At 38.2% G+C, this 21,389-nt stretch carries 22 protein-coding genes and 1 tRNA gene; 13 read left to right on the top strand and 10 right to left on the bottom strand.

Annotation, left to right across the window (positions count from 1 at the left end; translation table 11 throughout):
• Positions 1-789: 789 nt before the first annotated feature.
• The 3 genes from FPZ43_RS17520 to FPZ43_RS17510 all read left to right on the top strand — a co-directional run bounded on the left by FPZ43_RS17520 (position 790) and on the right by FPZ43_RS17510 (position 5,064).
• A complete protein-coding gene (locus tag FPZ43_RS17520) occupies positions 790-2,775 on the top strand; it encodes an AbiJ-related protein (RefSeq protein ID WP_146383236.1) in 1,986 nt (661 codons plus the stop codon).
• Complete coding sequence (locus FPZ43_RS17515; RefSeq protein WP_146383235.1) at positions 2,762-3,625, top strand: hypothetical protein; 864 nt, start codon at positions 2,762-2,764, stop codon at positions 3,623-3,625. The genes FPZ43_RS17520 and FPZ43_RS17515 overlap by 14 nt, the downstream gene beginning before the upstream one ends.
• A gap of 446 nt (positions 3,626-4,071) precedes the next feature.
• Positions 4,072-5,064, top strand: coding sequence for an NHL repeat-containing protein (locus FPZ43_RS17510; protein WP_146383234.1), 993 nt, complete (start codon positions 4,072-4,074; stop codon positions 5,062-5,064).
• Between the two features lie 162 nt (positions 5,065-5,226).
• On the opposite strand, the gene FPZ43_RS17505 is transcribed toward FPZ43_RS17510, so the two are convergent.
• Positions 5,227-5,454 (bottom strand): hypothetical protein, encoded by a 228-nt coding sequence (locus tag FPZ43_RS17505; protein WP_146383233.1) that lies wholly within the window; start codon positions 5,452-5,454, stop codon positions 5,227-5,229.
• 312 nt (positions 5,455-5,766) lie between these two features.
• Here FPZ43_RS17505 and FPZ43_RS17495 point away from each other — a divergent pair, with 312 nt between their 5' ends.
• From FPZ43_RS17495 to FPZ43_RS17480, 4 genes are all read left to right on the top strand, one after another.
• On the top strand, positions 5,767-6,753 hold the full coding sequence (locus FPZ43_RS17495) for a YajG family lipoprotein (RefSeq protein WP_146383232.1): 987 nt from the start codon (positions 5,767-5,769) through the stop codon (positions 6,751-6,753).
• Between the two features lie 658 nt (positions 6,754-7,411).
• Positions 7,412-7,933, top strand: a complete 522-nt coding sequence (locus FPZ43_RS17490; protein WP_146383231.1) for a Pycsar system effector family protein — start codon at positions 7,412-7,414, stop codon at positions 7,931-7,933.
• A complete protein-coding gene (locus FPZ43_RS17485; protein ID WP_146383230.1) occupies positions 7,930-9,240 on the top strand; it encodes a nucleotide-binding domain-containing protein in 1,311 nt (436 codons plus the stop codon). The genes FPZ43_RS17490 and FPZ43_RS17485 overlap by 4 nt, the downstream gene beginning before the upstream one ends.
• 299 nt (positions 9,241-9,539) lie before the next feature.
• Positions 9,540-10,472 (top strand): ArdC family protein, encoded by a 933-nt coding sequence (locus FPZ43_RS17480; protein ID WP_146383229.1) that lies wholly within the window; start codon positions 9,540-9,542, stop codon positions 10,470-10,472.
• 97 nt (positions 10,473-10,569) lie between these two features.
• Here FPZ43_RS17480 and FPZ43_RS17475 read toward each other — a convergent pair whose 3' ends face one another.
• Together FPZ43_RS17475 and FPZ43_RS17470 are read right to left on the bottom strand one after the other, a co-directional pair.
• Positions 10,570-11,604, bottom strand: a complete 1,035-nt coding sequence (locus FPZ43_RS17475; RefSeq protein WP_146383228.1) for an NHL repeat-containing protein — start codon at positions 11,602-11,604, stop codon at positions 10,570-10,572.
• A gap of 199 nt (positions 11,605-11,803) precedes the next feature.
• On the bottom strand, positions 11,804-12,259 hold the full coding sequence (locus FPZ43_RS17470; protein ID WP_146383227.1) for a BLUF domain-containing protein: 456 nt from the start codon (positions 12,257-12,259) through the stop codon (positions 11,804-11,806).
• Positions 12,260-12,997: 738 nt separating this feature from the next.
• Between FPZ43_RS17470 and FPZ43_RS17465 the strand changes: the two genes are divergently transcribed.
• Positions 12,998-13,372, top strand: coding sequence for a TetR/AcrR family transcriptional regulator (locus tag FPZ43_RS17465; RefSeq protein ID WP_146383226.1), 375 nt, complete (start codon positions 12,998-13,000; stop codon positions 13,370-13,372).
• A 47-nt stretch (positions 13,373-13,419) separates the two neighbouring features.
• Here FPZ43_RS17465 and FPZ43_RS19620 read toward each other — a convergent pair whose 3' ends face one another.
• Positions 13,420-13,545: a hypothetical protein gene (locus tag FPZ43_RS19620; protein ID WP_261381125.1), complete on the bottom strand. Its 126-nt coding sequence runs from the start codon at positions 13,543-13,545 to the stop codon at positions 13,420-13,422.
• A gap of 212 nt (positions 13,546-13,757) precedes the next feature.
• Positions 13,758-13,991: a hypothetical protein gene (locus tag FPZ43_RS17460; protein ID WP_146383225.1), complete on the bottom strand. Its 234-nt coding sequence runs from the start codon at positions 13,989-13,991 to the stop codon at positions 13,758-13,760.
• A gap of 57 nt (positions 13,992-14,048) precedes the next feature.
• On the opposite strand from FPZ43_RS17460, the gene FPZ43_RS17455 reads away from it, so the two are divergent.
• The 3 genes from FPZ43_RS17455 to FPZ43_RS17445 are packed head-to-tail and all read left to right on the top strand — an operon-like array spanning position 14,049 to position 15,938.
• Positions 14,049-14,273, top strand: a complete 225-nt coding sequence (locus FPZ43_RS17455; protein WP_146383224.1) for a hypothetical protein — start codon at positions 14,049-14,051, stop codon at positions 14,271-14,273.
• Positions 14,240-14,731, top strand: a complete 492-nt coding sequence (locus FPZ43_RS17450; RefSeq protein WP_146383223.1) for a LexA family protein — start codon at positions 14,240-14,242, stop codon at positions 14,729-14,731. The genes FPZ43_RS17455 and FPZ43_RS17450 overlap by 34 nt, the downstream gene beginning before the upstream one ends.
• Positions 14,670-15,938, top strand: a complete 1,269-nt coding sequence (locus tag FPZ43_RS17445; RefSeq protein ID WP_146383222.1) for a Y-family DNA polymerase — start codon at positions 14,670-14,672, stop codon at positions 15,936-15,938. Before FPZ43_RS17450 ends, FPZ43_RS17445 begins: the two co-directional genes overlap by 62 nt.
• Positions 15,939-16,000: 62 nt before the next feature.
• Here FPZ43_RS17445 and FPZ43_RS17440 read toward each other — a convergent pair whose 3' ends face one another.
• The 3 genes from FPZ43_RS17440 to FPZ43_RS17430 all read right to left on the bottom strand — a co-directional run bounded on the left by FPZ43_RS17440 (position 16,001) and on the right by FPZ43_RS17430 (position 18,465).
• Positions 16,001-16,885, bottom strand: coding sequence for a coiled-coil domain-containing protein (locus FPZ43_RS17440; RefSeq protein WP_146383221.1), 885 nt, complete (start codon positions 16,883-16,885; stop codon positions 16,001-16,003).
• Between the two features lie 80 nt (positions 16,886-16,965).
• Entirely contained in the window at positions 16,966-17,640 is a 675-nt protein-coding gene (locus FPZ43_RS17435) for an SOS response-associated peptidase (protein WP_146383220.1), read from the bottom strand.
• A 3-nt stretch (positions 17,641-17,643) separates the two neighbouring features.
• On the bottom strand, positions 17,644-18,465 hold the full coding sequence (locus tag FPZ43_RS17430; RefSeq protein WP_261381127.1) for a DUF72 domain-containing protein: 822 nt from the start codon (positions 18,463-18,465) through the stop codon (positions 17,644-17,646).
• Positions 18,466-18,567: 102 nt separating this feature from the next.
• On the opposite strand from FPZ43_RS17430, the gene FPZ43_RS19365 reads away from it, so the two are divergent.
• Both FPZ43_RS19365 and FPZ43_RS17425 read left to right on the top strand, forming a co-directional pair.
• Positions 18,568-18,795 (top strand): hypothetical protein, encoded by a 228-nt coding sequence (locus FPZ43_RS19365; RefSeq protein ID WP_186461882.1) that lies wholly within the window; start codon positions 18,568-18,570, stop codon positions 18,793-18,795.
• Positions 18,796-18,801: 6 nt separating this feature from the next.
• Positions 18,802-19,575: a DNA-formamidopyrimidine glycosylase family protein gene (locus FPZ43_RS17425; RefSeq protein ID WP_146383218.1), complete on the top strand. Its 774-nt coding sequence runs from the start codon at positions 18,802-18,804 to the stop codon at positions 19,573-19,575.
• 1 nt (position 19,576) lies between these two features.
• Here the strand turns inward: FPZ43_RS17425 and FPZ43_RS17420 are convergent, their stop codons facing one another.
• Together FPZ43_RS17420 and FPZ43_RS17415 are read right to left on the bottom strand one after the other, a co-directional pair.
• Positions 19,577-20,089 carry a hypothetical protein gene (locus tag FPZ43_RS17420; protein WP_146383217.1) on the bottom strand — a complete coding sequence of 171 codons (513 nt, stop codon included), beginning with the start codon at positions 20,087-20,089 and terminating at the stop codon, positions 19,577-19,579.
• 976 nt (positions 20,090-21,065) lie between these two features.
• A tRNA-Arg gene (locus FPZ43_RS17415) sits at positions 21,066-21,139 on the bottom strand.
• Positions 21,140-21,389: the final 250 nt, after the last annotated feature.

The following is a 21,389-nucleotide window of genomic DNA, read 5'->3' as shown; positions in this document are numbered from 1 at the left end:
TTAAGGGGTCACTTTCGTCTGGCAAGAGGGGTCACTTTGCTTTGGCGAACGTGGTCACTTTCAACTGGCAAAGGGGGCCTTTTTGGATAGGCCGATAGGGGTCAATTTGGTGCGTTTTATCCAACCTTGGGGCTGTATTGGGACAGACCATTTGTTGAAAACGGAATTAATAAGGTTTATCAACAAACTATTTACTACACAAAGCAATAGTAAAGTTAGCCCAAACGCTTAATAGCACCCAGAACCATATTTGAACCATTCTCTCAGAAGTTGTTTAAGAGGGAATGGTTAAATCTGTTCTTGACGCTCCGGGCCTTTCACACACCAGGAAGATCGGTGTTCCGTTGCTCAAACCTCATCATAACGCTACGCCAAGCTTCGTTAAGTATTAATAAGATTTTTCAAAGCATATTGCTACTTAACCTGCTACGCTGGCTTGTCATATCGTTTGATTTTCGGAGAATCGCAACTTCACATTCGCTCTCGCTATCCTTATAAACGCATCGCTGTAACTTCGCTATGCTGCGTTTTCGCTCAGCCTCTACAAGTCTAGGCGCTCATATTGTTAGGCTCGCCTGCGCCATCGCAAAAGGCATCAGCCATTGTCACAGCGCTTGCAAGACCAACGCTCAAACCCTTAGAGCAACCGCAGCGCCAAGCCTTTGTGAAGCATTCCGTGAAACCGCTTTTCAAGCTTTCTCTTCACAGACCTTTTGCTCAACTCGCAGGACGACTCGCGACTTTAACATAATATAAAAAATTTATATTAGAGCTCTAAACCAAAACATAATGCCGAGTTCAATAATCACTCCAAAAACGAAAAAGGATATTTTCGACACCCTCAAAGGCGAAGCTGGTACTTTTGGTTTGTTATCAGACAACTCTTTATTCGAATTTATCAATGAAATTTGGGATTTAAGATCTATGCCTTCGGAAGATCCACGATTTAGCGATGCTTATGGGGATACGGTGCAGCATATAATAAATAATGATGACTGGGATATTGATTTTATTTTTACCCAAAGGTTTAAGCTATTCGATGATGATGAAATTTTTAAGAAATTCATTGACTCTGTAGTCTCACCGAAATTCAAAAAGGATGAAGATGAAATTACAAAGTTTGTGTTGCTTTTAAATCCATATCTTGAAAAAGATGGTTTTAAGCTTGCCATATCAGACTTTTTAAATGAAATTCCTGTATACACCCTTCAAAGGTCTGAAACGATTAATAACCTTCCACTTGCCTTTAAAGTTAACGATGTAAATTTTTTTGTCCGGTCAATTTTAACAGGGCGGTCAAACAGGGCTTCTTCTCACGAAAAACCAACAATTTTTCCATGTTTTGTTTTAGCATTTAATAACGGATGGAATGATTACACCATTAAAAATGAATTCTCGCTTTTCTATTATGATCATTCTGAAAATGTTGATTCTATCGGGCAGGTCAAAATAATGCAAAATGATAAAGAAAAAACAACCTTAGAATCGTTACCTCTTACTTTTACAAATCTTAGCGAGGAATTTTGCTCACTTGGTCAAAGTGAAGATTATTATCGAATTTTAAAAAGGCTTTTGAAACGAGACTTTGAAAGTGTACTGTATGCGATTAAGGACGCGGCCTTTTTTACAGAAGTACAAGAAAAATTTGAAGAAAACCGAATATTTATAAATTCGCTAATTAGATATGATGAACAGGAAAGGTTATTAAGAGTTGTTAAGTATAAAATTTACGAATATGATCTTTCTCGTCTTTATAAATTTGATTACCAATTCTTACCCAGCTTTGCCGATACACCAATAACTATCAACTTTGATTTTGATACTAATCATGAATTTCCAAATCGTATATACGCTTTTATCGGAAAAAATGGCACTGGTAAAACGCAACTACTTACGTCCTTGCCACTAAATATATCCGCCAATAAGGACGCAGTATTTAGTCCAAAAACTCCACTATTTAGTAAGGTTATTGCTGTTTCTTACAGCGTTTTCGATACATTTAAAATTCCAGTCAAGTCAGCATCTTTTAACTACGTGATCTGCGGCCTTCGAAATGATAAAGGCGAACAAATGACTGATAGAGGTTTGATGTTACGTTTTCATAACTCTTGGAAGCAAATTAAAAAAATGAAGCGGATCAGTCAATGGAGGAAAATACTGCTAAATTTTATTGACAAAGATCTTGTTAATGAGTTTTTGGTATTAAAGGAAGCAACCAATTTAGATTTAGATGAGAACCCATACGAAGTTAAAATAGAAATTTTCAATAAATTAAGGAAAACCTTAAGTTCAGGACAAAGCATTACCCTTTACATTATTACTGAAATCGTCTCGCATATTCGCTTAGATTCTTTGATTCTTTATGACGAGCCAGAGACCCATCTCCACCCAAATGCAATCACAGAATTAATGAATACTATTTACGAGTTGGTAAACCAATTCCAATCTTATTGCATAATTGCCACACATTCTCCAATAATAATTAGAGAATTGCCATCAAGAAGTGTTTTCGTAGTTGAACGTGAAGCAAATGTACCTTCAGTTAGAAGAATAGGGTTGGAGTCATTTGGAGAAAATTTATCAACTCTAACCGACGAGGTTTTTGGTAATAAAAGTGTATATAAACAGTATAAACAGATCATTGATCAATTTATAAAAGAGGGTAAAACATATGAATATATTGTTTCAGTGCTTCAATTTGATGAAATTCCATTGAGCTTAAATACTAGACTTTATATAAAAGGCATGATAAAAGCAACCAATGAGAGAACTTAAATATTATAACGCCAAAAGCACAATTGATTACTATGACGATGTGGTCAAAAGTAAAAGTGTAACAAAAAAAGATCCTGATTACCATACCCGATTAGGCTTTTTAAAAGGAGATATTGCAAAACTTTTCTCCACTTATGAAGAAAAATTTCTTACTAATAAACTTGAAGAATTAGTAAGTTTTGGATATTCTGGGGTTCAAAAAACAGATTTACATAAGCTTTATAGATATAAAAGTAAAGCATTACAAAATTTAAAAACTTTATTAACAACAGCCGGCAATAATCGAATTATAAGCACTTGTCAAAATTGTACCATTAGCGAAATTAATTCTTTTGATCACTATGTGCCACAAGAGAAATATGCGGAATTTGTGATAAATCCCCACAACTTGATACCAAGCTGCACCATTTGTAACGGATTTAAATCTGATGAATGGATTACCGATAACAAACGGCAGTTTTTAAATCTTTACTTAGACAGTTTACCACGACACCAGTACCTTTTTGTAACCGTTAAAGTTGAAAATTTTAATATGATAACAGCTAAGTTTCAGCTTTCGAATAAAAACAAAATTGCAAATGATAAATACGCACTAATTTACAGCCATTATGATAAACTTAACCTTTTGGAAAGATTTAGTGAAAACATAGATATGGTCGTTACCCCATTGGTTAATACTGTAAAATCATATCTTTCAAAACTCTCATTTGACGATATTAAAGAAAGTCAAATGGAAAAAATTGAAAAAGATAAAATTGCTTTTGGATTCAATAATTGGAAATCCATTTTAGAGGAATCACTTTTAAATAGTAAAGAATTTATTGACAGTATAATATTAAATAACATTTAAAAATTACAATTGAGGAGGGGTTAACGTTCATCAAAATCCCCACTAATGCGGAAGCTGAAGCTAACAATCAACTCTCGAACTATCGGCCATATTAAATAAACAACCCATCCTACAAGTTGCCTAACATCGGTGCAGAAGGATTTTTCCTTGTCCATGAAAGTCTTTATGAATAGATACTAAAAGCTTTTGACAGGGTAGACCTGAAAGTAATAAAGTAGCGCCAGGCTTGACAGCTTGGCGCATCCAGTTTAAATAACTAGCACGTAAAAACAGCCTAGATCCGCTTGCATCAAGCATTGCTCAATTAATATAAATCTGCACAGCCATTATCCAAACTGTTATTCGGAAGGAGTCACAAAACGCGCCAGATACACATACTGAGGTACAACATCCGCTGACCTTATTTTTCATTGCTAATAATCCGTTTTTTGCATGAAATTATCACTATGAAAAAACACATATTATTTTTAGTTGCAGTTACTTGCGTATTGTCAGCATGCAAAAAAGAGAGCCTATCTCCAGACGCGGTTTTACAATCAACTACCAACACTCCACAAAGTTTGAGTGCCGTTGCTACGCCAGAGTTATATACAGTTCGGACAATAGCCGGCATTTTTAACGCAGAAAGCCAACGGCCTAATTTGGTAGATGGCCCCGGACCGAAAGCGAAGTTCTGGAAACCGCATGGTATATCTGTAAGTGGCGATGGCAGCTTATATGTTGCGGATTTCTTTAACAGCGCGATACGTAAAATATCCATTCAAAATATTGTATCCACTGTGCCTCTTTCGTATAATACGGATACAGGTGGGGGATTATTGCCAGAAGCCGTTACTATTTCGCCAGGTGGCACACTGTATATCGTATCTACTGCTTATGGCATCAGAATTTACAATAAGGCAAAGGGGATAGATGTATACAACAGGATATCCAACAGCGACTCAAATTTGGATATGGAACAAGACAGTAAAGGTGTAATGTGGTTTGTAGGCGATAAAGCTATAGGTAATATTACCGGAACAACTATCAAAAGGAATTTAGTTGACTTCACTCCCCTGCTTGCGTCTCATGAAACACTTAGAGGTATAGGTTTAGGTCCGAATGGTGTGAAATATGTAAGTACGGCTACACAGTTGTTCAAAGTAAGCGCTCAGGGAACAATTACAAAGCTTTTTCCAAACGTACCTTTTACTTTTATAAGCGGTATCTCAGTTACCAAAAACGGCGAGACGCTATATATTGTTGATGGTAATGCCGTTAAAAAAATAAAAGGCGGAGTAATTACGACAATATGTAAACCTTTAGCGGCGGCCGATGGTCGAGATGGTGTTGGCCTGAACGCCGACGTTGTAGCCGCTAATCTCGCGCTATCAAACAGTGAGACCGCGTTGTTTGTGACCGACATCAGGAACGTTATAAGGAAGGTCACGATCCAGTAAATCATAATATTGATGCACACATGCTGTTACCTAATTTGCATGTGTGCATTTAGCTACTCCCGGTCCAATAACGGTTGCGATTTGCATAACTGTTAATGTTATCTTCACCACCTACTAACAATTAGCTAAAGCTTTTTAAGAGTATTAGATCTCATTAATATATTACATTTTGGTTGTGTCTTTCTTGGCCTTGGCAGCAGCCTTCTTGCTAGACTTGTACCTCATATCCATTGTACCGTCTTTTTTTAGATGCTTGTTAGCATTGTAGCGTTTGTCAAGCTTACCGCTTTTAGTTTTCTTGGTGGTGTCCTGAAAAGGAGCTGCAATTGCCTGGTTGAATGTAGCTACACCGAGCATTACGACGGTTAGCCATGTGAATAGTCTTTTCATAGTCTTAATTGTTTAAATAGTTAACGCTTAATGACTTTGCGTTGTTTTGCTCATAGTAAGACATTCATTTAAAAGGTCACATAGATAACTGCCGCACTTGTACTTAGTAGTGTTCCCTTTTAAAAGGATATCTTAAACTAATTTCTACCTAGGCTTTTTTCAATTTTAGAGACCAATTTGCGTGAAATTGATGCCATGATTTACGTCCAAGGGTTACAAGGTATACACAGCTTTACATAATAGGCATCAACCGTACCTTTGGGTAATCCCTTAATAAATAGTAGATTATTTTTGATCAAATCTTATCACGAAATGAAAAAAATATTCTACTCCCTATTTGTGGTGTTCATTCTTGCTGGTTGCAAAAAAGAAAAAACTTCAACGAATACCGCCACTCCATCATCCACTGCCAATGTTGTTACATTTAGTATTAGTGATTTCGGTTTGACATCTGGAAGTTTGTCAACGAATGGTATCAATGCAACAACAGCGTTAAAAGATCAGATTAAATATTTACAATACGCTAAAGGCAAATATCCGGAGCCTGGTTTTTATAATGACTTTGAGTCATTTAAGACTAAACAGTTTGCAGCAACTGATCCAAATTTTGGATTGATAAAGGACTCTGTGCCGGACGGTCATTCTAACTTTAGCTTCGTAGGATCAGATGTTCCAGGAGAAATTAGCGTTAAAACTATTCCGCTTAGTGGAGGTAACCGTTATTATCGACCTACTTTTTCATTAGATTATAAGTTGCTAACTTCAAATATGTACGCTGCAAACATTGATACAACTCTCACTGGTATGCCTATCAATAAGCCCGTTATAATGCACCGGATGGTGAGCAAGGTTACTATTCATTTAAATGATGCGATACCTGCCAATGCTGCAAAATTTATTTTGACTTTTGTAGACTATCCGACATCACTAGATCTAGTTAGTATTCGAGGTTTGGATCGTGGCAGGCGTGATGACTTTTATCCCGATGCATCATTTGAATTTCCTATTACTGCTAATTATATTGGTAAAAAAGGAGTAGAACTGTGTTCGATAGTTTTTCCATATAGCTATCCTGAAATATCACTGCAATGCCTGGATGCAAAGGGAAATATCATCGCAAAAAAGGTTTTGCCTAAGAACTTCGAAAACGTTTACAATGATATTGCTCCTAATACCCAGTATAAGTTTACAGGAAACTTCTTTGCACAATCAGCTAACTTTAATATAACGGTAGATACTAAATGGAACAGCCCTGTAAACATTCCATTTGCTCTACCAGGAAGCACACAACGTTTATAAACTCCATCCGGCTAAGCGAAATAATAAAGAAGACCTCGACTATGTCGAGGTTTTTTTGTTATAAATCAAAGTCTATGAACGCTTATTACTTTACAGACAACACATCAAATAGCATAATTCTAACACACTTATTTAAAAGGTCACATAGATAAATATCTCATATGGAATCACGAACGTTACCTTTTAAGAAGTCAATTTAAATTGGCCTTATTTAAACTTTTCAATTATGGACAGAAAGTTAAGCAGGGTATATACCCCATAGTAAAATTTGTCCAAGTGAATATGATATTTAGATATTTTCAATTCAGACTTTTACCAACCCCTATAAAGTAATATTTTTCCATATTTCTGAATTGACAAAAGCATTGTATTTATCACTTATCAATCTATCAGTCAATTACATTTGCTTTTGTCTTGCCGGCTTACTAAATTTGAGAACCAACTTTATCACAATGAAGAAATATCTAATTCTCCTATTACTGGGCGCAGGTACAATTGTAAGCGCCCACTCAGTTAAACCAATAAAATCATCCCGAAAAACTTTTGTTGCTACCTGTGTGGGGGATAGTCCGTGCAAAGCTTGTAAGAATTGCAAGTATTGTAAACGCTGTGCTAAGAATGGTAAAACTTGTGGAGTTTGTAAATAAAAGTTATAGCCATGTCAAAGATTTCTCAAGATCAACTTAAGTTTATCTTACAACGATTTGACGTATACGTCAACGGAGCTAACACAAAAGGTGCATTCCTTTTAGCATTTAACACATTCTTGTGCGGTGGGGTTTTAACCAATTTTAAATTATTGTCGGGTTTGGTCGGACCCCGCCTTTCGTTATACTTGAATATAGGCTTGTTTGTATTAATAATTGCTGGGATTTTATGCTTGGTAATTGTATTACTCGCAGTGTATCCGTTTACAGAGTCTGGAAACTCCTCTACAGAAGCATATCATTCAGTAATATATTTTGGTTCGGTTTCTGAGTTCGATTCATCTGAAAAGTTTTTAACGAAACTAGAAAGCGACGAACTTGATTTCGAAAAAGATTTGAGTAAGCAAGTTTACCAATTAGCCAAAGGACTGAATAGTAAGTATAGAAAGCTCGAATGGGCAACTAAATTAGTATTTGTTCAACTGTTGATAGTGTTGGCAATCGTTGGTTTATTAATATCTGAAGGTATATGAAACTATTTGAACATTACTCAAGCGAAATCGATTCTATATTGCGGAAAAGCGATTTTAGCGAATATAGCGGAGTAGAACGTAAAAGGTCAATATCATCCGAAATACTTAAGGGAAACGAATCAGTTAAACATTTCGCAGCACAACAATTCAATAATCAACTAATAGGAGATAAAGTTCTTCTTGAATTTGATAAAGACGGTTTAAAAAAACTTTTTGGTCCCAATAAGTCGTCATTTACAGACATCGTTATTGGTTCTCATCCAGATTTTAGTGATGTTAACTATAATTCATTTTGTTATCATCACTGTGTATCCATGTTTGTTGACATTAAGGGATCAACCCGTTTGGGCATAAAGCATCCTCTAGAAACTGTTCGCCTTATTAAGGATTCTCTATTGACTCTTTGTATACATGTTTCGAATTTTTTTGGTGGTCACATTCATAGATTGCAAGGAGATGCCGTTTTTGTACAATTTGCGCGAAGAAACGATGTGAAAAATGATGCGCTTATTAACGCTTTAAATTCTGCATCTATTTTATGTCAGTATGCAGAAAAAGACTTAGCTAATATCTTTACACAGAATGGTTTGTCGCCCATAAAAATACGCATTGGAATAGACTTTGGAAACGATACTAAGGTATTATGGTCGCATTACGGTATTCCTGGCTGCTCCGAATTGACAACGACAAGTCTACATACAGACCTTGCAGCGAAACTTCAGGCAAGAGCAAAATCAAACTCAATTGTAATTGGCGGTAACGTTGTTAATGAGCTTGATTTGCCACAAGAATTCTATGATTGGGTATATACTATCAAGGATGGTCAGCAAGTCTTAGATCGTTACATAGTACAGGAGATGGCGTATAATCAACACCAATTCCTTTGGAAAAAATATCTACAATCTTTTGATTTTATCAATCTTGCAAGTGATGGTAAAACGTTAGATATCGACGAAAGAGATTTTAAGCTGATTTGCCATACGTTTACTGAGGGGGAAAATAATCTTCATTTGTATCATCAAAATCTTACATCTATTCCGAAATACAAGAAGTTGCGTTTTACAATATATTACAAAGGTCAGCCTTATGCCAAGCAGTCTTTTGAACGTATTGTTTGGACAGTTGAGAATCGGGGGAAGGAAGCCCAAGCTGATAAGGATCTTGAACATAACATAGCTGGAGCGTATGAAAATAAAACGGAATGTGTTGTAGATAGTAAATACTTAGGGCATCACTACATGAAATGTAAAATTGAACGCGACCACATGACTAATATAAATTTACGTTTCGGAGTATTTATTCAATAAGAAGGTAAACCACTATACTGTTGAAGCTAAATTAAATAATATAAACTAATAGATTTAATCCTGGCAAGCAAAGTTAGCCAGTTAATTCCCAAACGGTTTCCTCACGCTCAGGCTGCCACGACGCAAGGTAGTATCAAAAACTTTAGAGCTTTCACGGCATAAACCCACTATGCCCTTGCTCAATCCTATTTATTCCATGTTCCTAAAAGTTTGTTGCTCTCCACCTTGACCTTATTGGGTCTTACAGGCTGTATGGCTGCCATAATTAATTCATTTAATCACATTAAACAATTAAGATCATGGCTACAACAGCACAATCAACCACCCAATCAAACACATTCGTTGACACTTACCAAGAGGTAACTGATGCAGTTATCAAAGCATTAGAAGAGGGTACAGTAATTTGGCAATGCCCCTGGAATCAAGTTGGCTTACCAAAGAACATCACTACCAATGTCAACTACCGAGGATGGAACTTATTCCTTCTCAACTTCCATGCAATGATTAAAGGCTACCCAACGCCTTATTACATCACTTATAAACAAGCCAATCAGCTTAAAGGCTCTATAAAGAAAGGCGAAAAAGGAATCAGAATCATCTATTGGGCTACAGTAGAACTGAAGAATCAACAAGAAGATACAAACCCTCAGCCAGCGACTGAAAGTGCCGCTAAGCCAAGAACAATTATGGTTCCTAAAGCTTACACTGTGTTTAATATAGCTCAAACTGAAGGCATCGAGTTTCCACATTTTGAAGTTAAAGAACGTAGTGAAGCCGAGAAGATTGAAGCTTGTGAAAACGTCATAGCTAGCATGCCTAATAAGCCCACTATACGCAAGAACGGTACAAATGCATACTATCAACCATCGACCGATATTGTTGTTGTACCAAGCCTTAAAAGGTCGAAATCTAACGAAGCTTTTTACAGCACATTGTTCCATGAGTTGGCACACAGTACCGGCCATGAAAGCAGATTAAATAGGAGAGAACTGTTAAACGCTGATGGCTTTGGAAGTGCTGCCTATGCTAAGGAAGAACTTACCGCTGAAATGACCGCAGCTTTCTTAGGTGCCATAAGCGGCATCGGTCAGGCTACTTTTGATAATAGCGCAGCTTACATTGACAACTGGCTTAGTGCTTTGAAAAATGATAAGACTCTTGTAATTAAAGCTGCTGCACAAGCTCAAAGAGCTGCAGAATATATTATGCAAGTGACTTATGAACCTGCATAAACGATAAAAGCCCTAATTAGGGCTTTTATCATCAAATATAATATGACCTGAAGTTAGATATGGTCTTTCCAGGCGTTCGTATACTAGTTATAAGATATTAGTTCAGCATCAATTTACGGATGGTGTTTGTTTTGCTATCGGAGAAATATAAACTATTTTCATGATCGCCCAGAGCTAAACTTAATGCATGAACGTCAGCTTTCAAACCTGCACCGTCACGGCCATCAGATGCGCTACTATTCGGACCAGCAAGTACAGTTAGTTTTCCGTCTACGATTTTTTCAATTTTTCCATCTGCTGCAAGATACATTGTTCTACTATCAGCATTTAAAACGATACTCGTAATATTTCCTAATGGTAAATTTGGATACAGTTGCGCTGTTGCACCCCCCGGCGTATATTTAAACATTCGGGGACCAACAGAAAAATAAACAACCCTATTTCGCCCTACAAAAAGTCCCTTAAAGGTTTGACCTCTCCTTTGTTCTTCTTCAGTAAGTAACCCTTTGTTATACGGAATGTAATCCTTTCCTATTGATCCATCGCTGCCTACTATCAATTTGCCAATATTATTACCGGATGAAAACCAAAAGAAATCATTGTAGGGGTCTTTGGCAAGTGCACCCAGGGCAGTGTAGGTTACTTCATATCCTGCTATGAATGTGTTTTGCTTATTAAAAATATAGCTTTGCCCTGCCTGATCAACTATTACACTGAGAACATGGATATTCCCAGCGTCATTAACACCTACAGATGTCGGACTTTGTAAGCTATAATTTGCAGGTGTATTTAAAGGAAGGGTTGATACTATCCCATCGGAAGTAAGTTTCCGTATGGCGTTATTGGCGCGATCTGCTATGTAAATAGATCCATCCTTAGCAAGTTGAATGCCTGCAGGTACGTTAAAAGATGCAGTTTTAGCAGGTCCATCAACAAAGCCAGTACTGTTTGGAGTACCAGCAACGGTACTAACAATATTGGTCGAGGCCATAGTGCTTAAACTTAACGATGCAGGATCCGTAGTTGCATCAATTTTCTGTGGAATGACACTGTCTTTCTTACAATCTTCTAATAAAAGTGTGACAGTTGTCAATACGCCAAGAATGGCAATTCTAAATAAATGTGTTTTCATAAGATGGCTTAATTGGTTAATTAAAGTTATTAGTTAATTAGCTATTTATAAGCCACATACATTTTAGTTACAAGAATGTAGAACGGTGCTCCGATTGTGAGGTATTTACCCTTGTCTTTGCAGGGAATGTTAAACTGATTAATGTAGTATGTTGAGACTATTGAAGGTCAGTCGCAATCGACATTTTAATTAAATTGAATTATTTACCATAAGTTTGGGTCAAGCCATAAAAAGATTTCATCATACTTAAGGCCGGTTTAAAGATAGAGGAAGGGTCTTTAGTACCAAATTGTTCATCAAGCTCAAAAATATTAGGTAGGGCAGATAAATCGATTTCTTTTATAGATTCGAAGCCCATAGCCCAATTCTTAAATTCTCTTTCAGCGATATAACATTGATTTAAGACGGTTACATCGCGGTGCCTATTGTCAAACTTTATCTTATCAAAGATTTCAATTATATCAGTCTTGTCACCTTCAAGAGCCTGTATAAATCTCCCGTGCGAATGATTCGATAGTTTGCTCTGGATATAAAGCAGCATCCCCGTAATTTGATGTTCTTCATTCCATTCCCTTGATATGTGTAATATTCTTAGCAGATCTTCCTGCGACATATCTGTATTAGCCTTACTTATATAAACTAGGGAATAAATCATATGATGAAAAGCTTGCTTTCACGCTCATTGAACGACATCTCATTGTATCTTAGCGTAATATTTAACTTCGCTGGTGCAGCTTTGCTTAATGGGCATTTTTTGTCCGTTATGTGTCTTTGTTGAACGCCTGATAGTTTGGTAGGGTTGGTTAACAAATCTTAATATTAATCCACTCTTTCCAGGATCAGGCATTAGTCAGTTAAAATGTAGATATGCAAGCATTACATTGATAGCTCTGTAATAATAATTCTATCATCGTTACATTACTTCAAAGATGATAGATAGCCTTCCGATCATCAACAAAGTAAAGAATAAAAAGCCCGGCCCTTAAGCCAGGCAATTTAGGGTTCATGATCAATATTTAACTTTTATACGACGCACCACGTCAAAAGTTACTTTAAACAAAAAAACTTCCAAGCTTATTATGGCATTAGAAGTTTAAATATTGATCAACGAACAACCCCTTGTTCTATGATGACACAAATATGAGCAATTGTTAGTAACTTTCTTGTATACCTATTTAATTAAAAATTAAATGTACTTTAATTGTTACAATCACCTAAATTTATAGCCTTAAATTAAATTGCTCAACTATAATACATTTATAAATGTTGTAACACATAACCTTCTGTTGTACTTACTACACTAAGTTTAATTTTTAGTTAAGGAATTGATACAACTATTAGCTATATGTTAATTTTCGAGTGGCTTTAATTACTATGTTTGTTATACACTAACATGGAAAAACATAACGGGCAAATAACCGAATACCTGGTAAGGAAGAACGGTTTTAGCATTACTGAGCTTGCTATAGCTCTAAATGTAAATAGAAGAAGTATATATAATTACTTTCAAAATAAGCATCTGAAATATGATGTGATGTTAAAGATAGGACGAATCATTCGACATGATTTCAGTCAGGAATTTCCGGAGTACTTTACTTCTGAAGAGTTTGAAGTTTCAAACAAGCAATATTCTAATAATGTAATGGACTCTCATATTCAGTCAACCGAAGACGGGATATGGAAGGATAAATACATTGATCTGTTGGAAAAACACCAGCAACTACTGTTAAGCCGTATTGCAAAAAACGACAACTTCTGCTTAAAATAACATAGTCCCTTAAGGCTTAACCTTATAGGCAATACTGAAATTACCGCTTAGTTAAGGGTTATCTTCATTTGATAGATGATACCGCTAAGTATTTCAGCAGCCTGTTCTTCATGATTTCGCTTGAGTTTCGAGTAGACACGCTTATATGCTCTCAAGGCATATCTGCGTTTCATTAGTCGTTTTTGTGGCGTAAGAGCTGCTTTATGCAATAGTAATTCCTCATGCAGCTTCTTTGAGTCTTCGAGAGTTCTTTCAAAGTTCATATTAGTAGGGTCTAATGCTGTAAAGGTAAATCGAAAAAGTGGCAGTTTAGGTCAGGTTTTCGTAACGATATTATAAAGATAACTTTTTAATACTGAAAATTAAGTGGTTATGTCAAAATAATTTACTTCACCATATCCTCATGCAATAACCAAAAGGCATGCACTTTATACACCGGTGTAGGCTTATCCCGGTTAGATAGCAGCGTTGCATCGTCCTTAGCTTTTTGGTTCTGAGTTGCGCATACAGTTTCAGCGCTGCTTTTCTCCCTATACATTCTGACCATTTGGTAATCGTTCGCGCCAAAAATCTTATTGTCCTCAACAACTAGGTATACTTTTTTCAATCCTTTTGCCATGGCACAAATTTCTAAAATGATTTTGAATTGCTAAAATTATTAGCATAACTTTGTTGCATGGGAACCAGAGAAGAAATATTACGTATGAACCAGCACTTGCGGGAGAGCATGACTGATGACGAGATTGTTGCTTTTGCGGAGCAGCTCGATAGAGAAGAACTACTTACTGAAGAGAATTGTTCACCAGAGCTTTGGGCAGAACTGACTGCTAACATTAGGTCGGATAATAATTATAATTTATTTGGCGGATGGTCATCAAAGTCTACCGGAGAGGTGAATTAAGCGCCAGTCGCCCGCTTGCCGGCTTTTGGTTGCATGCGGCCTTCGAAAGCCCGGGAACTGACTATGAGGAAGATCGCATCAGCCTTGACAACTACGTAAGCAAATATCCGGCAGCTGTGTACTATGTTAAAGTTGTCGGCGACTGCATGGAGTATTCAGGTATTGAGAGCGAAGATCTGCTGGTCGTCGATAAGAGTCTGACGCCTCAAAACGGCGACGTAATTGTAGGCGTGCTTAACGACCAATATATATTGGCATGCTATGTCGAGTTTGAAGGCAAGATGTATTTGATGCCTGATAACCCAAAGTATCAGCCGCACCAGATAAACGAATACGACAGATTCACCATTGAGGGAGTGATCCCTCATTCAATACTAAACCAAAGGAGGCAAAACAGTGTTCGCGTTAATCGATTGCAACAACTTTTACGTATCGTGCGAGCGCGTATTTCAGCCTGAGCTTCGGGGCAAAGCCGGAGTAGTATTAAGCAATAATGACGGGTGCGCCATTGCCCGCAGCCAGGAAGCCAAGGACCTCGGCATTAAGATGGGCACGCCTTATTTTGAATTGGAAAAGCTTGTTGAAGAAGGTAAGCTTTGGTTCAGATCATCTAACTACACATTATACCAGGACATGATGCGCCGGGTTACGTCAATCGTTTGCGAGACGTGGCCCGAGATGGAGATTTACAGCATCGACGAAAGCTTTTGCGATCTCAGGATGTTCCATACACATGATCTTGAAGCCATGGCCACGCGCCTGCGGGCAAAGATATTGCAGTGCACCGGCATCCCTGTCTGTATAGGTATAGGGCGTTCACGGACATTGGCTAAAGTAGGAAATAGAATAGCCAAGAAGTACTTTAAAGAGTCTGGCGTGTGCGTGCTGGACGATGAGCCACGCACCATGTTTGCCTTGCAGAACTTGCCTATCGAGGATGTGTGGGGCATCGGCCCGCGCAACGCGGCCAAGCTGATTAAGATTGGCGTAAACACGGCTTACGACTTTGCAACCATTAACAACTACGAATACGTTGAGAAGCGCTTTACCGTTACCGGGCTGCGCACCTGGTACGAGCTGAACGGAAAGTCGGTTTTAAAGATGGAATATGTGCAGCCTGATAAGAAAGGGATTTGCACCGGCCGCAGCTTTGGTCAAAAGACTGATGATTATAAAGTGATTGAAGATGCATTATGTGCTTTTGTTCAAAACTCGGCGCCTAAGCTACGTGCACAGGGCTCACTGTGCGGGCAACTGCAGGTTTTTCTTCATACCAGCCAGTTCGAGGTTGTGCATAAGCTAAAAAGCGCTGCCTATACAATGGAGTTGGCCATTCCTACAAACATCACTCAAGAGTTGCTTCGTTATGCGGTTGAAAGCTTAAAGAGAATCTATAGGCCCGGCTATCCTTATCAAAAGGTCGGCATATTTATGACCAAGCTTACGCCTGCAGCAGCTCGGCAAACTTATTTGCTTGAGGATATGAACAAGCGCGATAATCTGTTAACCGTGTCGCGCATTGCCGACCGGCTAAATAAAATGATGGGCAAAGATATGGTTCGCTTCGCTGCCATGGGCTATGTGCAGCCCTGGAAGATGCGGCAGGGGTATTTGTCAAAAAGGTTTACTACGAGGATTGATGAAGTGTTGAGGGTGGGTAAATAGATCTGCTCAAAATTATGATTATAGAGTAATTTAGGCTATCACTATTTAATACAAAATCAATTTTATTGATTATCACCGACGGGCTTTAGTACGTAAACATTCTTCTGAAACATAACTGTTTCGCCGAGTAAATCGACCCCTTGCCAAACTACCGTATTTGAGTTAGATCGAGTTAGAAAAAACACAAAGTGTGACTTGTAACCTGTGTTAAAGTGACCTTGGGCGCCGAGATTTAACCAAACGTTATTATCGTGACCAATAATTCTGTGGATCATATAGTTCCTCCTATTATTAACATGAACAGATCCATCTAATGAAATATCCCATGTTTCTTCTATAGGCCCTTCGGAATTGGAAAAATTTACTATCCATACCCCGACAAATGTAGTTAGTTCATTAATCTTGTTATTAATATCGTTTTGGTCAACTAATTTATTAACGTCTATCTGCAGTCTATCAACTTCCGATTGCAATCTTGGAATTTCTTGATCTTGAGAATCAAGTTTACTGTTAAGCTCCTTGATTTGTGATTGTGCTAAAGAGTTTTGCTCGGATTTTAAGTTGATAAGCTCGTCCTTTATTTTAAGTTCGGCAGCGATACCAGACTTTTTCTTCAAAATTTCAGTGATTTTGTTGTCACTGAATACGGCTACCTGTGTTTGGTAAATATTAATTGCCGCTTTTATGGCCGGGCTAATAAGGACATAACCAAATGCACAAAGTAAAGGCCAAATCACATTTCTACAAAGGTCAAGTTGACTATTGATTACCTCCCTAAAAGATCTAAAATTGTCATTATGGAGTTCCTTTTGATCATAAAAAATCAGCGAAATAGGAATGTACCAATTTATGATTAACCAGGCTATGAAGAAGCTTCCAAAAAAAGGACTAGTTAAGCGGTCCTTTATTTCGTCATATACATCTTTAACAGAGTCTGGAAGTTCCATGAGTTGAGGTTTAGTTAATGATAAAAATACACAATTTAATTTTTAGCGATTAGATTATAATCGCTAAATGATACAGCGCGCTACAAACTATTCTCATCGCCACCTATAACCCTTCCAGGCGTATTTGCCCGAACGCCTGAGCGCTCAGCAAACATCAGCTCATCGGGGTAGGGTTGAAAAAGCTGCATAAGTTCAGCTGGCGATACATCTTTGCTCAACCACAAAGCCTCATCTTCCTTATTTAATATCACCGGCATGCGCTTTTTGTCATGCACAGCGCCGACGGTTTCGTTTGATTCGGTTGTGATGATAGAGAAGCTATAGTAAGGCAACTCGTAGCCGGGACCAACCCATTTACTCCAAAGGCCGGCATACGAAAAAATCGGCCGATCAACTAAACCAAACTTGTACACTTGGTTCTCACCAGGCGCTGTAACCTTATCTAATTCATAAAAGCCAGTGGCGGGCACCAGTACACGCTTATGGTTTACAAATAAAGGCTTCCAAAGCTTGCTGTCCATAATCTTATCATCACGTGTGTTGAACGTGGCCTTAACCGACTTAGGTGACTCAGCAAAGTGTGCTACTAACTGAAAGTGCATCATTTGTATTTTGCCAGGCTCCTCTGCAGTGATCACCGGCATGCTTTCAGTTATGCGTGCGTTGATAGTCGGGGTAAATGGCTCGGTAAGCTCAGCGGCATAGGCCATTAATATATCTTTTTCCGCTGCTTCTAGAATATATCTCGCACACATAATCTATTCAGTTATCATTTTAGGTAAAGCGATATCAGTACCGAGCTTATTGTTGAGATGATTGATAAAGTACGAAGATGCCTGCGGCACAAACTTCTCATTGTCCTGATGCATGAAGAACCATAAAGACTTAAGGCCCATGTCGCGCCATTCTTTAATCCTATCTATCCAATCATTCAAACGCTTGTAATCGCTCTCAGCAAGGTCGTTGCCCACGAAGCGGATCATGGCACGATTGGTAGTCAGTTCCATGTGCACTACATCCCGACGGCCTGAAGTATCTGATATAACAGTACCAATATTCAAATTGCGGAATAAGTCAAACAGGCGCTTGCGTTCTACCGAATCAGCAAACCAATTTTTATTACGGACCTCGACATGAACTGGGATAGCCGGGTCCAACGTTTCAAGGTATGCTTTTAATACATCGTAGTATTTTGGTGAGAAATGCTCACTTAATTGCATCATAAGTGGTCCCAGATGATCACCAAACCCAGTTAGACTATTATAAAACTGCTCTGTAAATTCTTTGGTAGTGTGATTGAGTCTGCGCGCGTGAGTAATTATTTGAGGAAATTTAGGACAAAATTTAAAGCCTGGTGAACCTGCTACCTGTTGAGCCCACTCCTGGATCTTATCTGCGCTAGATATGGTATAAAAAGTAGCACCGAACTCGATGGTTTTAAAGCTGTCTGCATATAGTGTCAGCAGTTCACTGTCCTTCGCTCTTTTCGGATAAATGATGCCTTTCCAACTCCTTTCACCCCACTTGGGTGCGCCAATGTAGATCTTTAACGGCTCGTCGTTTTTGCTAATTGCTAGCATATTTATGGTTGACTCAGGCGTAGCTGGCAGTGTAAAATTAACATTCTCTAAAGGCTCTTCAGTCCGTCCGTATATCATACTGCAATTTATATATATTTGATTATGGAAAGCGAAAATCCTTTCTTTTGTTTCCCGCTTGTCTATGGTGATGAGGCTGTAGTGTGTAAGGCGGTTATGCAGGACATTGGCTACGACATTGAATTTGACGGCCGCTGGATGGCAAGCATTGCCCATACGGAAGACTGGACCTGGATACAATCGGCAGGGGTGATATTGCCGGCTGCTATCATTGAGGAGATAGGTTTAAGAATTGAAAGTGAATACAAATAACTGCTGATGCCCGAGATACCCGACTTGAACATATTCAGAAGAAACCTGGCTGAAAAACTTGTAGGCAGGCAACTCACCGATATTCGTTTTCTTATTACTCGTCGTTTAAAAAACACGGAGGAAGAATTTGCGGCGGCCTTGATAGGCGCTCATTTGACTAGCATTATCCGCACCGGTAAAGAGCTGCACTTTGAATTTGACAACGGTCATACCTTGGGCCTGCACCTAATGCTGTACGGTGAATTGCATTGGTTTACCGGGACTAACGAGAATAAGTTTCCAATAGCAGAACTAATGTTTAGTGACGGGACCGGCCTTTCAATCTCAGACTGGCAAAAGTCGGTGATCATCACACTTGACCCTGAGGTTGCTACTGTACCGGATGCTTTGAGTATACCTGCAGGTTACTTGTCAGCCGCGTTGGGGAAAACATCACGACCGATAAAGACAGTGCTGACGGATGGGAAGACTGTTGTCGGTATCGGTAATGCCTATGTCGATGAGATCTTGTACGACGCTAACATCTCACCATTGTCAGTAGCTAATAAGATACCAGATAAAGCGATCAAGGCTTTAGAGGACGCGGTTAAGAACGTACTGGTAAATGCCGAAGAACATATCTATGCCAATTTCCCGGAAACAATAAGTGAAAAGGAACGGGACTTTTTACAAGTGCACCGCCCAAAGCAGACGCATACGCTGAAAGGAGAGGAGATTATCAAGATGGACATTAACAAACGCAGTACGTACTATATTGCCAAACAAAAGCTGTATGAATAGTCTACCCTTGGTTGTACCTGTCTATTGCCTGCAGCACGGTAACTAACACATCTTTGTCCAGTGGCTCTCCGAAGATTTGTTCGCGGCCATGGATCTGACCGAGCAGACTGCCTGCATAGTATATATCAAATTTACCGTCATGGGGCACAATCTCCACATTTACCATCCCGCCCTTGTAGTATACTGGTGCCGAAAATGAATGCTCGGCATCATCTTCGTTCATCATACCATTTAGCTGCATAACAATCTGCTCAGCTTCATCGTCGGATAAACCATTGCCCTCATACATCCAATCACCTTCAACTTCTTGGCTGAAAGTAATCATCCCGAGGTAATCTGCATCAGTGCGATCTCGTGAACTCAGAATGTCATCGCCGAAGTGGCTGTGATATAAGTTATAAGCGCCTGTTGATTTTAAATGTCCCTCAATCTCAATATTTACTGGTTCGACCTCTACGTTTATAAATGATCCGTCGGGACGTTCCACGCCGGCGGTAAATCCGTTAATATCCATAGTTGTAGTACAAGCTGCATAATTTATTGTTCGAATAAAATGCATTTTACAACGTCGCTTAGTATCTATTTGTCAATATTCATAGTACGATTAATGACGTTACGTTTTTTCCTCATAGTAGAACAATTATTTAAAAGGGCACTATTCAAGTATCATAAAGTTAATTATCTTGGTTACCTTATAAGAAGTCAGGGTAAACTTGCACCATCCCAAGCACCCCAACAGTAATTATAAACTGATTTAATAACCAGACTTAAATCTGAAGTCAAACACAGCACTTTCCAAAAAATCTGAAGACTTTGTAAATACCTATATAGAACAACATCAGATAACTTTTTGGAAATTAGAATTGCAAAACCAAGCATTTTGCCTTGTTTGCTGCTAAAACAAGTATTTAGCTCTGTTTTCTAACAAAACCTGCGAATTGTACCTTTTAAAGCAATAAGGGACGAATTGCAACAAACTTTGCCAAATCATAACCTTAATACTGCATTAGTTCAATCCTTTATCATTTCCAAAAAATCTCAGTTCTTCGTAATTTACCTATATAGAGTAGTTCGATAGAACTTTTTGGAAATTGGAAATCAAGGTCTATGGAAGGGAGTAAGTGAAAATGATTATTCAGCAAAGTTAGGCAAGAGGATGTGACACAAGGCAAGGAACTACGGCATAAACACAAGCTCTAACACCACCCATCATTTATTCCGTTCCTCCTTACATTTAGTCAATCCATACGCCTGTATGGGCACCATAATCATTTATTCACTTAAAACAAATCAGTATGGAAACTATCAGAAAACTGCGCCAAAACTGCGCCAAAACAGGTGTTTTAAACCTCAAAAACGCTAATTTTGAACAGAGTAATAAAAATGCAAATTCAATCAAAAATTAATTAACTAAATTTAAACTACGCACTTCCACACTTATAAACAGCCATTTAAGCAAAAAGCCCCAACTTTCGTTGAGGCTTTCTCTGTGATCCCATCAGGATTCGAACCTGAGACCGACAGATTAGAAATCTGTTGCTCTATCCAGCTGAGCTATGGGACCATCGCGATGTTTTTCGCGGTGCAAATATGCAAATTTCCAGTTAAAAAGGCAATAGGCTTTCAGGCGAAAAAATGTATTCAAAAAATTACAATCAGCTTTTTTTAAAATTTCGTCTTGACTCAGACTTGTCTGTTGTTTAAAGAAAATTCTGATAGTCTGATATTTATCTATTTGACTTCTACCTCATTTCGGTTAAAAAGTTTCTTATAAGATCCATCTTAATTTATCAATGATTAAATTAAATCTACGC

The sequence above is a fragment of the Mucilaginibacter pallidiroseus genome, assembly GCF_007846085.1.
Lineage (GTDB): Bacteria > Bacteroidota > Bacteroidia > Sphingobacteriales > Sphingobacteriaceae > Mucilaginibacter > Mucilaginibacter pallidiroseus.
The sequence above is the reverse complement of the archived record's forward strand: the minus strand, read 5'-3'. Positions and strand labels throughout refer to the sequence as shown.